The 12,734-nt window shown below is 62.0% G+C and carries 13 protein-coding genes; 9 read left to right on the top strand and 4 right to left on the bottom strand.

All coding sequences use genetic code 11. The features are described from left to right. Positions 1-149 precede the first annotated feature (149 nt). The 6 genes from A7X77_RS05835 (at position 150) to A7X77_RS33395 (ending at position 7,283) form a co-directional block, all read left to right on the top strand. Entirely contained in the window at positions 150-1,025 is an 876-nt protein-coding gene (locus tag A7X77_RS05835; RefSeq protein ID WP_064682052.1) for a MurR/RpiR family transcriptional regulator, read from the top strand. Positions 1,026-1,116: 91 nt separating this feature from the next. After that, a complete protein-coding gene (locus tag A7X77_RS05830; RefSeq protein WP_064682051.1) occupies positions 1,117-3,051 on the top strand; it encodes a bifunctional 5-dehydro-2-deoxygluconokinase/5-dehydro-2-deoxyphosphogluconate aldolase in 1,935 nt (644 codons plus the stop codon). A 200-nt stretch (positions 3,052-3,251) separates the two neighbouring features. Continuing rightward, complete coding sequence (gene iolD, locus A7X77_RS05825) at positions 3,252-5,102, top strand: 3D-(3,5/4)-trihydroxycyclohexane-1,2-dione acylhydrolase (decyclizing) (RefSeq protein WP_064682050.1); 1,851 nt, start codon at positions 3,252-3,254, stop codon at positions 5,100-5,102. A gap of 66 nt (positions 5,103-5,168) precedes the next feature. Continuing rightward, entirely contained in the window at positions 5,169-6,086 is a 918-nt protein-coding gene (iolE, locus tag A7X77_RS05820) for a myo-inosose-2 dehydratase (RefSeq protein ID WP_064682049.1), read from the top strand. 172 nt (positions 6,087-6,258) lie between these two features. Continuing rightward, positions 6,259-7,056, top strand: coding sequence for a 5-deoxy-glucuronate isomerase (gene iolB / locus A7X77_RS05815; RefSeq protein WP_064682048.1), 798 nt, complete (start codon positions 6,259-6,261; stop codon positions 7,054-7,056). 71 nt (positions 7,057-7,127) lie between these two features. Next, complete coding sequence (locus A7X77_RS33395) at positions 7,128-7,283, top strand: hypothetical protein (RefSeq protein ID WP_197486796.1); 156 nt, start codon at positions 7,128-7,130, stop codon at positions 7,281-7,283. Between the two features lie 42 nt (positions 7,284-7,325). Here the strand turns inward: A7X77_RS33395 and A7X77_RS05810 are convergent, their stop codons facing one another. Continuing rightward, on the bottom strand, positions 7,326-8,690 hold the full coding sequence (locus tag A7X77_RS05810; RefSeq protein ID WP_064682047.1) for an MATE family efflux transporter: 1,365 nt from the start codon (positions 8,688-8,690) through the stop codon (positions 7,326-7,328). Between the two features lie 85 nt (positions 8,691-8,775). Then, entirely contained in the window at positions 8,776-9,216 is a 441-nt protein-coding gene (locus tag A7X77_RS05805) for a glyoxalase superfamily protein (RefSeq protein ID WP_064682323.1), read from the bottom strand. 354 nt (positions 9,217-9,570) lie between these two features. Here A7X77_RS05805 and A7X77_RS05800 point away from each other — a divergent pair, with 354 nt between their 5' ends. Continuing rightward, positions 9,571-9,903: a hypothetical protein gene (locus A7X77_RS05800; RefSeq protein ID WP_010031867.1), complete on the top strand. Its 333-nt coding sequence runs from the start codon at positions 9,571-9,573 to the stop codon at positions 9,901-9,903. Here the strand turns inward: A7X77_RS05800 and A7X77_RS33805 are convergent. After that, on the bottom strand, positions 9,854-10,099 hold the full coding sequence (locus A7X77_RS33805) for a hypothetical protein (protein ID WP_082928769.1): 246 nt from the start codon (positions 10,097-10,099) through the stop codon (positions 9,854-9,856). The genes A7X77_RS05800 and A7X77_RS33805 overlap by 50 nt on opposite strands. 89 nt (positions 10,100-10,188) lie before the next feature. Here A7X77_RS33805 and A7X77_RS05795 point away from each other — a divergent pair, with 89 nt between their 5' ends. Further along, positions 10,189-11,061, top strand: a complete 873-nt coding sequence (locus A7X77_RS05795; RefSeq protein ID WP_064682046.1) for a LysR family transcriptional regulator — start codon at positions 10,189-10,191, stop codon at positions 11,059-11,061. A 303-nt stretch (positions 11,062-11,364) separates the two neighbouring features. Here A7X77_RS05795 and A7X77_RS05790 read toward each other — a convergent pair whose 3' ends face one another. Further along, positions 11,365-11,811 carry a host attachment protein gene (locus A7X77_RS05790; protein ID WP_064682322.1) on the bottom strand — a complete coding sequence of 149 codons (447 nt, stop codon included), beginning with the start codon at positions 11,809-11,811 and terminating at the stop codon, positions 11,365-11,367. A 435-nt stretch (positions 11,812-12,246) separates the two neighbouring features. Here A7X77_RS05790 and A7X77_RS05780 point away from each other — a divergent pair, with 435 nt between their 5' ends. Then, entirely contained in the window at positions 12,247-12,678 is a 432-nt protein-coding gene (locus tag A7X77_RS05780; protein ID WP_064682044.1) for a hypothetical protein, read from the top strand. Positions 12,679-12,734 lie beyond the last annotated feature (56 nt).

The following is a 12,734-nucleotide window of genomic DNA, read 5'->3' as shown; positions in this document are numbered from 1 at the left end:
ACACCGTTCACCGGCACTTCCGCGTCCTTCCCGACGAAAACTGTTTAAAGACCATGAATTACAGGCCATTAAAAACAATTAGGCGTGTCGTTTGAAATCGTTTATGCTCGACAATATGGAATATTTGTTTCATCCCGTGAGCCGCAGGCATGGATAACGACCCCCAGAGGCGCGCACGCGTGCCGCGCGATTTCGAAAGCCTGCGCAGCACCATCATCGAGCGCAAGGCGAGCATGCCGAAGCGGCTGGCGCAGGTCGCCGCCTTCGCGCTCGGCAACCCCGACGAAATCGCCTTCGGCACGACGGCGAGCATTGCCGCTGCCTCCGACGTCCAGCCCTCAACGCTGGTGCGCCTGGCGCACCATCTGGGCTACGAAGGCTTTTCCGATCTGCAGAGCATCTTCCGCGAAAGGCTGCGCGACCGGACACTGAGTTATGAAGAACGGCTCGTCACCCTGGAGCAGGCGAGCGGCGACGACGAGGACGCCAACCTGCTTTCCGGCTTCATTGCCGCGGCAAGCCAGTCGGTCAACCGGCTGGCGGCGACGGTGCAGAGCGATACGTTCACGAAAGCGGTGGATATCCTGGCCGCCGCCGAAACGATCTATCTGATCGCCAAACGGCGTTCCTATCCGCTGACGGCGCATATGACCTACGCTTTTTCCAAACTCAACATCCGCCACCAGATCGTCGCCTCGCCGAACGGCGTCGATCCTGAAATGGTGCAGTTCGCAACGCCGAAGGATGCGGCGATCGCGGCGAGTTTCTCGCCTTATGCGGCCGACAGCCTCAGCCAGAGCCAGGAACTTGCCGACCGCGGCGTCCCCATCATCGCGATCACCGATTCGGCCTTCTCGCCGCTTGCCGCCTGTGCCACGCATTGGTTCGAGGTGGCGGAGGCCGATTTCGCCGGCTTCCGCTCGCTGTCGGCCTCAATGGCGCTGACGATGGCACTGCCGGTCGCCATCGCCGAGCGGCGGCGCAAGCGCCTGCACGCAAAAGCTGGAAAAGCCAAAATGGAATAAACATTCCGAATTGACAAAATATCGGAACCAATGTTTCATTATTGAAATTCGCAGGCACTGGAAGCCGCGCAAAATCTAGCGGGAGGACATCATGGTACAATCGAATCCGGGCTCACAGCCGGAGCCGGCGCTTGATGTAATCACCATCGGCCGCTCCTCGGTCGATCTTTACGGCCAGCAGATCGGTTCGCGGCTGGAGGATATCGCCTCCTTTGCAAAATCCGTCGGCGGCTGCCCGTCCAATATCGCCATCGGCACGGCGCGGCTCGGCCTCAAATCCGGCCTCATCACCCGCGTCGGCGACGAGCAGATGGGACGCTTCATCCGCGAGCAGGCGGCGCGCGAAGGTGTGGCGACGGACGGCATCGTCACCGACAAGGAGCGGCTGACGGCGCTCGTGCTGCTTGCGGTCGAGGCCGAGGGCGTATCGCCGATGATCTTCTATCGTTCCGACTGCGCCGACATGGCGCTCGAGGAAGGCGATATCGACGAAAATTTCATCAAGTCGTCACGCGCCGTACTCGTTTCCGGCACACATTTCTCGCGGCCGAATACCGAGGCCGCGCAGCGCAAGGCGATCCGCATCGCCAAGGAGAACGGCCGCAAAGTAATCTTCGACATCGACTACCGGCCGAACCTCTGGGGCCTTGCCGGCCACGCCGAAGGCTTCGAGCGCTATGTCAAATCCGACCGGGTCTCCTCGAAGATGAAGGAGACGCTGCCTGATTGCGATCTCATCGTCGGCACCGAAGAGGAAATCCTGATCGCTTCCGGCGCCGACGACGTGCTCGGCGCATTGAAGGAAATCCGCCGCCTGACGCCGGCGACGATCGTACTGAAGCGCGGCGCCATGGGCTGCATCGTCTATGACGGGCCGATCGCCGACGATCTCGAAGCCGGCATCGTCGGGCAGGGCTTCCCGATCGAGGTGTTCAACGTGCTCGGCGCCGGTGATGCCTTCATGTCCGGCTTCCTGCGTGGCTTCCTGCGCGACGAGCCGCTGAATATCTGCGCCACCTGGGCCAATGCCTGCGGGGCTTTCGCCGTCTCCCGTCTGCTCTGCTCGCCGGAATATCCGACCTGGGCGGAGCTCGACTTCTTCCTGAAGACCGGCAGCAAACATCGGGCGCTGCGCAAGGACGAGGCGATCAACCATATTCATTGGGCATCCACCCGGCGCGGCGACGTCCCGCTGCTGATGGCGCTGGCGATCGATCACCGCTCGCAACTTGTCAGCGTTGCCGATGAACTCGGCGTCGGCCATGAGAAAATCGTCGCCTTCAAGCGACTGGCAGTCGAAGCGGCGGCGCGCGTTTCGAACGGCCGCGACGGTTACGGCATGCTGATCGACGAACGCTTCGGCCGCGATGCCTTTTTCGATGCGGCGACGAAGAATTTTTCCTGGATCGGCCGGCCGGTGGAATTGCCGGGTTCCAAGCCGCTGCGCTTCGAATTCAGCCAGGATATCGGCTCGCAGCTTGTCGAATGGCCCCTCGGCCATTGCATCAAATGCCTGTGCTTCTATCATCCCGACGACCCGGCCGAATTGAAGAGCGAGCAGCAGGAGAAGCTGCGCACGCTGTTCGAAGCCGCACGCAAGGTCGGCCGCGAGCTGCTGGTCGAGATCATCGCCGGCAAGAACGGACCGCTTACGGACGATACGATCGCGACCGCGCTGGAAGAGCTTTATGCGCTCGGCATCAAGCCGGACTGGTGGAAGCTGGAGCCGCAGGCGTCCAGCGAAGCCTGGAAGAAGATCGACGCGGTGATTGCCAAAAATGATCCATGGTGCCGCGGTATCGTGTTGCTCGGCCTCGAGGCGCCCGCCGAGGAACTGATCTCCTGTTTCGAGGCGACGCTGGCGGCTCCTTCGGTGAAGGGCTTTGCCGTCGGCCGGACGATCTTTGCCGATGCGGCCCGCGCCTGGCTTTCGGGCGCCATGAACGACGAGGAGGCGATTGCCGACATGGCTGGCCGCTTCCGGCAACTGACAGAAGCCTGGCTTAAGACGCGCGGGCTTCACTGAGAATTAAGGCCCCTCCCCAACCCCTCCCCACAAGGGGGAGGGACTTAACTTGAGGCGCCGCCTCGCACTAGGCGGCAACCGTCCTGCTGGACGAAGCGCTGAATCAGCGTGAAACGGCACGGCAGGTTAGCCCCTCCCCTTGTGGGGAGGGGTTGGGCAGGGGAAAGCAGACACAGAGTTAAAAAGTTCGGGAGGCCCCGATGGGCAAGACGATACGGTTGACGATGGCGCAAGCCGTCGCGCATTTCCTGAAAGTACAGATGACCGTTGTCGACGGCAAAAAAGTGCCGATCTTCGGCGGCGTCTGGGCGATCTTCGGCCACGGCAACGTCGCCGGCATCGGCGAGGCGCTCTACCAGGTGCGGGGCGAATTGACGACCTACCGCGCCCACAACGAACAGGGCATGGCGCATGCCGCGATTGCCTATGCCAAGGCAAATTTCCGCACGCGCTTCATGGCCTGCACGACCTCGATCGGTCCCGGCGCGCTGAACATGGTGACGGCGGCCGGTGTTGCACATGTCAACCGCATTCCCGTTCTCTTCCTGCCGGGCGACGTCTTCGCCAACCGCGCGCCGGATCCGGTGCTGCAGCAGATCGAGGATTTCGGCGACGGCACAGTTTCGGCCAATGACGCCTTCCGCCCGGTTTCGCGCTATTTCGACCGGATCACCCGGCCGGAGCAGATCATCTCGGCGCTAAAGCGTGCCATGCAGGTCCTGACCGATCCCCTGGATTGCGGTCCGGTGACTTTGTCGCTCTGCCAGGATGTTCAGGCCGAAGCCTTCGATTATCCGGAAAGCCTGTTTGAGGAAAAGGTCTGGACGACCCGCCGGCCGCAGCCGGATGCGGATGAGCTCGCCAATGCCATCGCGCTGATCAAGGCGTCGCAGAAGCCGGTGATCGTCGCAGGCGGCGGCGTGCTTTATTCGCAGGCGACGAAGGAGCTTGCCGCCTTTGCCGAGGCCCACGCCATTCCCGTCGTCGTCACCCAGGCCGGCAAGTCGTCAATCGACGAAACCCTGCCGCTGGCGCTCGGCTCGGTCGGCGTCACCGGCACATCGGCAGCGAATGCGATCGCCGAAGAGACGGATCTCGTCATCGCCGTCGGCACACGCTGCCAGGATTTCACCACCGGCTCCTGGGCGCTGTTCAAGAACGACAGCCTCAAGATGATCGGGCTCAATATCGCCGCCTATGACGCCGTGAAGCACGACAGCCATCCTGTTGTCGCCGATGCCCGCGAAGGGCTGAAGGCGCTTTCGGCAGGACTTGCCGGCTGGAAGGCGCCGGCAGCGCTGGCCGAGAAGGCGGCTGCAGAAAAGAGAGTCTGGATGGAGGCTGCGGCGAAGGCCATGGCGACGACCAATGCCGCCCTGCCCTCCGATGCGCAGGTGATCGGTGCGGTGGTGCGCGCGATCGGCGGCGACAATACGACGCTGCTTTGCGCCGCCGGCGGCTTGCCCGGCGAATTGCACAAGCTCTGGCCGGCGACGGCGCCCGGCAGCTATCATATGGAATACGGCTTTTCCTGCATGGGTTACGAGATCGCCGGCGGGCTCGGCGCCAAGATGGCGCGTCCCGAACGGGATGTCGTCGTCATGGTCGGCGACGGCTCCTACATGATGATGAATTCCGAGCTCGCAACCTCGGTGATGCTCGGCCTCAAGCTCAACATCGTCGTGCTCGACAATCGCGGCTATGGCTGCATCAACCGGCTGCAAATGGGAACCGGCGGCGCCAACTTCAACAATCTGCTCAAGGACTCCTATCACGAGGTGATGCCGGAGATCGATTTCCGCGCGCATGCCGAAAGCATGGGGGCCATCGCCGTCAAGGTCGGCTCGATCGCGGAGCTGGAGCAGGCTATCGCCAGCTCGAAGAAGAACGACCGAACCTCGGTCTTCGTCATCGACACCGACCCGCTAATTACGACGGAAGCCGGCGGCCACTGGTGGGATGTCGCTGTGCCCGAGGTCAGCCCACGCGAAGAGGTCAACAAAGCGCGCAAGGGCTATATCGAAGCACGCGCCGTCCAGCGCATCGGCTAAATCATTTGCTGTCATTTTTCGGAGGAGCGGAACCGCTCCTCCGCATTATCTTTAAGGAGAATGTTGATGAAGGCCAAACTCGGCATGTCGCCCATCGCCTGGTGGAACGACGACCTTCCCGAACTCAGCGACGATGTGTCCCTGGAGGAATGCCTGCGGCAGTCGCGCAGCGCCGGTTTTACCGGCATGGAGCAAGGGCGCCGTTTCCCCAGCAACCCGGAGGAGATGCTGCCGATCCTGCGCGCCGCCGACGTGACGCTGTGCGGCGGCTGGTTCTCCGGCACGCTGGTCAACGAGGAGCTTGCCGCCAACAAGGACCGCATTGCTCCGATGATCGAACTGTTCAAGGCGGTCAATGCGCCCTGCATCGTCTATGGCGAAGTCGGCCGCTCGATCCAGGGAGACCGCTCCAAGCCGCTCGCGACCAAGCCGCGCCTCGCCGACGACGAGATGAGGGCCTACGCGCGCCGCGTCACCGAATTCGGCGAATGGTGCGCCGAGCAGGGCATGCCGCTCTCCTATCACCACCACATGGCGGCCGTCGTCGAAACCGAGCCTGAACTCGATGCCTTCATGCGCAATTCGGGCGAAGGCATCCCGTTGCTGCTCGATGCCGGGCATCTGGCCTTCGCCGGCGGCGACGTGCTGCGCGCCATCGACAGTCACCATGCCCGCATCAATCATGTTCACGTCAAGGACATCCGCAAAGCTGTGGTCGATGGTCTCGACCGCAGCCGGCAGTCTTTCCTCGATGCGGTGGCGCTCGGCGCCTTCACCGTGCCGGGCGACGGTTCGCTCGATTTCGGCGCCATCGTCCAGCGCTTCGCCGATCACGGCTATGAGGGCTGGTTCGTCGTCGAGGCCGAACAGGATCCGCGCAAAGCACCACCGCAGAAAATGGCCGAGATCGGCCATGCGGAATTGATGCGAGTGATGACGGCTGCGGGTTATACGGTGGAGACTGAAGGTTTTCCCAAGGGATAACGTGACGAAAGCATCGTCGGAGCAAGAAGCCACCTCATCCGCCCTTCGGGCACCTTCTCCCCCAGGGAGAGGGGTAACAAGGCGAGCGCGGCCCATCCCTTCTCCCCTAGGGGAGAAGGTGGCGGCACCGGATGAGGGGGCTACGACCACCAACGCACGAGGAGAAACACCAATGCCAAACCTCAAGGTGAAACCATCCGGCACGCATGGCCGCGTCACGCATGTCACCCCTGAGACTGCCGGCTGGACCTATGTCGGCTTCGATCTGCATCGCTTGAAGCCGGGCGAGACCGTATCGGGAGAGACCGGCGATCGGGAAGTCTGCCTTGTCTGGGTCACCGGCAAGGGCAAGGCGTCGGCCGGCACCAGGGATTTCGGCACGCTCGGTGGCCGCATGAGCCCGTTCGAAGGCGCGCCGCATGCGCTTTACATCCCGATGGAATCGACATGGTCTGTCACGGCGGAGACCGATCTCGAGCTCGCCGTCTGCTCGGCGCCCGGCGGCGGCACCTACCAGGCGAAAGAAATTCCGCCCGGCACGCATCCGCAGGTGACGCGCGGCAAGGGCACGAATGTGCGCTACGTCAACAATATCATGCCGGAGGACGACAGCTCGGCGCATTCGCTGCTCGTCGTCGAGGTGATCACCCCGGGCGGCCACACCTCCTCCTATCCGCCGCACAAGCACGACCAGGACGACCTGCCGAACGAGAGCTTCCTGGAAGAAACCTATTATCATCGCCTCAACCCGCCGCAGGGCTTCGGTTTCCAGCGCGTTTATACCGACGATCGTTCGCTTGACGAAGCGATGGCGATCGAGGACGGCGACGTAACGCTGGTGCCGAAGGGCTACCACCCGTGCGCGGCAACGCACGGCTACGATCTCTACTACCTCAACGTCATGGCCGGGCCGAAGCGCATCTGGAAATTCCACAACGCCGCCGAGCACGAATGGCTGCTGAAAGCATAAGCGCGCCTTGCGGCGCACGATGATCTTAAGAGACTGTCCCGATCCGGGGACGATCAACGGAGGATCATCCTATGAAGAAGACGACATGCGCTGCCTGCGACTGCGAACTCGGGGCGGAGACCACCGTCAAGCTCGGCGGCAAGACCGAGGTCTGCTGCCAGGAATGCGCCGAGGCGCTGAACGAAGCGGAAGTCGCGACATCGGCCGCTCCGGCAGGCACTGAATAGACTGTCGGACAAAGCCGCCCTCACCGGCGCGGCTTTGCCATCTCAGGCAGGCAGAAGCCCGTAGCGCCAGCCGCGACGTTTTGCGTTTTGAGACAGCACCAGCACGGCCAGAACGACCATGCCTGCCTCGGCAAAGACCGGCACCATCCAGATCCCCTGCTCGCCGAAGACGAAGGGCAGCAGGAAGGTGAGCGGCAGGGTGAGCAGATAGGACCGCGACAGGCCGAAGATCGCCGCGCGCGGTGCATCGCCGATCGACTGGAAATAGGACGACAGGATCAGCATCTGCCCAAAGAGAAAATAGGCGCCGATCGTCCAGGGCAGAATTCGCCTGACCTCGGCGACAATGACAGGCTCAGCGACGAAGACGGCACCGAGGCGGCCAGCCAAAACTTCGACCGCGATTTCCACAAGGCTGCAATAGACGAGCGCCGAAAGCATGGCGATCTGCAGGCTGCGGCCGACGCGAAGCCCGAGGCCGGCGCCGTGATTGTTGCCGGCAATCGTCTGCAGGGCGATGCTGAGGCCAAGCAGCGGCAGATAGGTGAAAGTCATGATCCGCGTGATGATGCCGTAGGCGGCGACCGTCGCGACATAATCTGCCACGCTCCAGAGCGAGATATTGACGAGAATGGCGGCGGAGGCCAGCGATATGCCGATGAAGCCGAGGCTCATCGGCGCGCCGAAGACGACGATGCCGCGCCATTCGGTAAGGGCCAACCCTCGAGAAGGCCTGAGTGCCGCCGGCCGGCGCCAGCGATAGGCAAGCACGGCAGCAAGACAGACGAATTGCGAGGCGATGGAGCCGGCAGCCGAACCGAGCACGCCCCAATGCATCACGGCCATGAACAGCCAATTGGCGAGGATGTTGAGCAGCGAGGCCGACAGTGTCACCAGCGTCATGAAACCGATCTTGCCTTCACAGCGCAATCCGTCGAGATGCAGCGACAGGAAGAAGCTCACCGGCGCAAAGGCAATCATCGCGCCCATGAACAGCGTGGCGCCATCGGCCACGGCGGCCGTGCCGGCACCGGTATCGATGATTTGGCGGCCGAAGGTCCAGCAGAGCGTATTGAGGACCAGGGTGACGGCCAGCGCCAGCGTATGGGCGCCGGCAAATACCCTGCCCGCGCCCTGGCGATCGCCGGCCCCAAGCCGGCGGGCGAGGATGCTCGCCATGCCGTTCGAAACGAGCGATTGCAGGGCGATCAGCAGCATCAGGCCCGGGAAAATCAGGCTGACGGCGGAGAGCGCATCGGGGCCGACATAGGCGCCGAGGAAATAGGCGTCGACGACGGTGAAGAGGCCGTTGAGCGTCGTGATCGCGACGATCGGCGCAGCCGTCCTGATGAAGACGCCCGGCAACCAGCCGGTGAGAAAGGCATTGCCCTGGGAAAGATCGGTCATGGAAAAATCCGTGCAATATGGGCGAGGTCCGATCCGGGTGACATCATCCGGATTCAGACGGCCTCAAAGTGAATCAAAAGTGATTTTAGAGATCGAGCACCAAATGCGGCACGCCGTTCGAGGTTTTCCTCGGCGAGACGCCGTCGGCATCGATCTGCGCGCTCACACGCCGGCGAAAGGCTGAAAAGCTCTCGAAGGTCACGACATCGACCGCTTCGTCGAAATGGATGGTGATCCTGTGGAGTTCGCCTCCCGGCAAGGCCGACAGCGCCAGAACCTCGCCGGTGAACGGTTGATTGAGATAACGGCCGCGAATATGCGCCCCGACGAAAAGGGGTGTCTGCGCAGCAGCATTGGGTTTCGCCGCCAGCGCTGCCAGCGTGTTCCAGTCGCGCGCGCCGTGCTGGCGGGCGATCATTTCGAGCGCCGCACTGTGGGTCAGCGCGGCGCCGCGATCGTTCATCGCCTGGCGCAGTCGTTTGGCCTGGGCCTTCAATTCGTCAATGCCGGGATAGGTCGTCGCCATGGAGAGGGCCTTCGCAAAAGGCATGCTCTTCGACTGTGGATGGGAGCTCGCATTGCCGTCAGTCAGCATGCACAAGGGGCCGTGACCATGATCGCGAGGACTTCACCATGGATTTTCATCCGCGAGCGGCCGGTGCCTCGAACCGGGACTTTGTATGCGCTAAGGTCGCCGACATGTCAAGAATGGCCGAGATGCACCGGGAATGAACAAATTTGGAGCAAAATTGCCCGAAATCGATGCGGTATTCCGGCAATCTCCCGAGGAGACTTCAATCTTAACGATGTTCTTCAGCAGCTATCAGTAATCTCGTGCTAATTTTGTCATATGATAGCGGAGGCTAAAAGGGCCTTTCAGATGCACCTCGACACAGAACACCCCAAGCCGGAACGTGCGTACAGGGAATTCAACCTCGACAGGCCCGGCAACATCATCTTCGTCGGCCATCACCTCAGCACCGGAACGCAGGTGCGCTGCCTGATCCGGACGATAACGCTGGCCGGCGCGGTGCTCGAAGTCAGCCCGGGCCTGGAGATGCCGAGCCATTTCTTTCTCGAAATCCTCGGCATCCACGACGAGATCGGCGCCACGATGGTCAAGCGCGAAGGCGAATTGGTGACGGTCAGCTTCAACATGCTGCTCAATCCGGAATTCCTGCACCACGTGCTGCGACTGAGCTTTGAAACCTGAGGCCTCCTTCAATTGGCGCCTTATCGCGGCGCGGCCTCCTCTCGCCTCTTCTCGAGGAGAGATATGCGATGATCGGGATGATCCAAAGAAGTCCGCGCCATTCCGGGCCATCGAGCGGATCGGCCATGGGATCGCGGCGCATGCGGCGTCTGCGGGTTTCGACTTCCTCGAAGAGAATGACCCAGTTGAGAAGCATTGCCTATCCTCCATCTATTGCTGGAGCATTTGAGCTAGGCCTTCACGCGCTGGTTATGTAGAGGCGCTGGGGAAAGGGGGTTTTCATCCATGAAAGATGCGAGCTGGGACGATCTGCAACTCTTCTTCCATGTCGCGACCGGCGGCGGGCTTTCGGCCGCGGCAGCACGCACCGGCCTCAGCGCGCCGACAATAGGCCGGCGCATGCTGGCGCTCGAACGGGTGACCGGCCGGTCGCTGTTCAGCCGCGGCCCGACCGGTTACCTTCTGGCCAAGGACGGGCAGGAGCTGCTCGATCGCGTCCGGCGGATGCAGGATGCGGCGCAGGCGATCTCCGACTGGCGAGGCGAGGTGCTGATGCTGCCTATCGTCTCGACGGCCGCCGACAGCTGGACCCTGCGCTTCATCGCCGATCATCTGGCCGGCGTCTGGACGCCGAAGGACAGTTTCCGCATGTGCTATAAGACCTGTGATGCGAGCGTCGACTTCACCTATCGCGAGGCGCATATCGCCATTCGCCACAGCCGGCCGGACACCGGCAACGTCGCGATCCTCCGTTCGGTCAAAGTGGCCCATGCCGCTTACCAGGCGGCCGACTTTGCGCAGACCAATTGCAACTGGATATCGCTTGGCACCGACACCGCGATCACGCCGGCGGACAAATGGACGTTCGAACAGCCGGATTATTGGATCACCAGTTGGACGAACACGCCGCATATGCTCTTTTACCTGATCCGCGGCGGGGCCGGCCGTGGCGTGCTGCCCTGTTTCATCGGCGATCAGGAGCGCAAGCTCGTGCGCGCCGGGCCTGTCATCGAGGATCTGACCTACGAGATGTGGATCGTCGCACATGACGATGAGCGACAACGGCCGGAGGTCAGGATCGTCATCGACCGCCTGGCAGCACTGTTTGCCGGCCATGAAGATCTGTTTACCGGGCAGAGACCGTCCGGGCCCCGCTAGAGGATTAGAGATTTACTGAACTGGCGGAAAGCACTCTATCCATTTGTTTTTCGTATTTTTCTGGTGGATCCGGCAGCTCATCCGGCTGCCGCCACCAACCGGGGTCGAGCCACGGGTCTCGACCGTCCTTCGCCCCCCGTAAACGGGGCGAAGGGGTAGTCGCGACCCTCTCCGCCCCTCGCCCACCCTCGTATGGCACGGGCCCTCGCCCCATTTTTACGGGGCGAGGGTTGAGGTGAGGCAAATCACGGCATCAGCCGAACCGCTGCGAAGAGAATGGAATACGCTTTGCTCTTAGTTGTCTCAGGCGGCGAGATGTCGCTCGATCTCGTCGATCGGCAGATTGGTATAGTCTTTCGCCAATTCCGTCGAAATCGCTGCCTGCGTCTCGGCACTGAGCGCCGGCCGCAAGGTGCCGAGCGCCTTCGGCGGCGCGATGAGGACGATGCGGTGTGCATCCTTTGCCTGGGACAGCTCGTCCATTCGTTCCGCCACATGTCTCAGAAATTGAGCTTCGGCCTGCTCCTGCCAGCTGGTCTCTTCGACAGCGCTGCGGCTGAACCCGTCGGCGGCGTGGCTGCGGCCGGGCTTGTCGGTGCCGATCTCGCGATCGGGCTCGTTCGGCTGCGTCAGGGTTTCCAACACCTTGAGGTTCACCAGTTGGGCATCGCCGGTATTCTGCATGATCAGGGCTTTCGCTCCATTGCAGACTACGACCCATGATTTCCCGGGAATTCTGACGTCGGTCATCTTCAACTCCTCGCTGTCGTCATCGAAGCGCGCCATGCTTCATCGATCAAGACAGAACGTCCCGCCCTTGAAAGAGTTCGAGAAATTGCGTCGAAAAATCGGGGAGCGGCGGTCCGGTTTCCAGGCCTCGCTTCTTTCCCGTCCTTCGCCGCCGCGGCAACGTGTGCAGGCGCTGTTGCCCGGCAGCTGCGGCGCCGACCGCTGGCCGACGCATATCTCATCGCCAGAAATCTTGGCCGAAAGGGTTTTGGGCTGACGGCCCCGTCCCGATTGCGAACATCGGGCGTCCCGCTTGGGAACAAAATTTAAACTCGTTAAAATTGTCATTTTATATTTGACGAATGCGCAAAACATTCATGTGACCTTGGCCGGAGCAAGATCAGCTTGCACCAGAGCAAGAACCCCAACTGTGCCCTGCCTGACGGAGAATGCAAGATGACTATGCTCCGCGCCACACACCTTGCCACGGTCAAATCCGCTATTTACGACCTGCGATGGGAAGAGTTCCACGTCAAGCGCCCCGCCCGTATCGTCGCCGTCCGGCCGTGCCTCACGGGCGTTTCGATGCGAAGCGCCGAGATCATCGATATCTCGCAAGGCGGCGCGACCTTCATTGTCTCGACCACCGCCGGTCTGCCGAAACATTATTATCTCAACATTCTCGGCCTCGCCTATCGAATCGGGTGTGCCGAGGTCTACCGTCACAAGGAACGCATCGGCGTGCGGTTCATTAACCTGATGGATCCCGATGTCCTGCGCCGCGTGGTGCGCACCGATTTCCTTGTCGGCAACATGGAAGCGATCGATGCACGGCGTGCGCCGATCTTCCGCCCGCAAGCGTCGCCCATCGGTCAGCTGTCGAAATAATCTGGCTTGCCTTGGCCGTACCCCGGCCTATTGTTGCGCCAACCGTCAACATGTCC

Origin of the sequence: Rhizobium bangladeshense, assembly GCF_001662075.1 — a bacterium.
Lineage (GTDB): Bacteria > Pseudomonadota > Alphaproteobacteria > Rhizobiales > Rhizobiaceae > Rhizobium > Rhizobium bangladeshense_B.
Note: the sequence above shows the minus strand (reverse complement) of the source record. Positions and strands in the feature narration are given on the sequence as shown.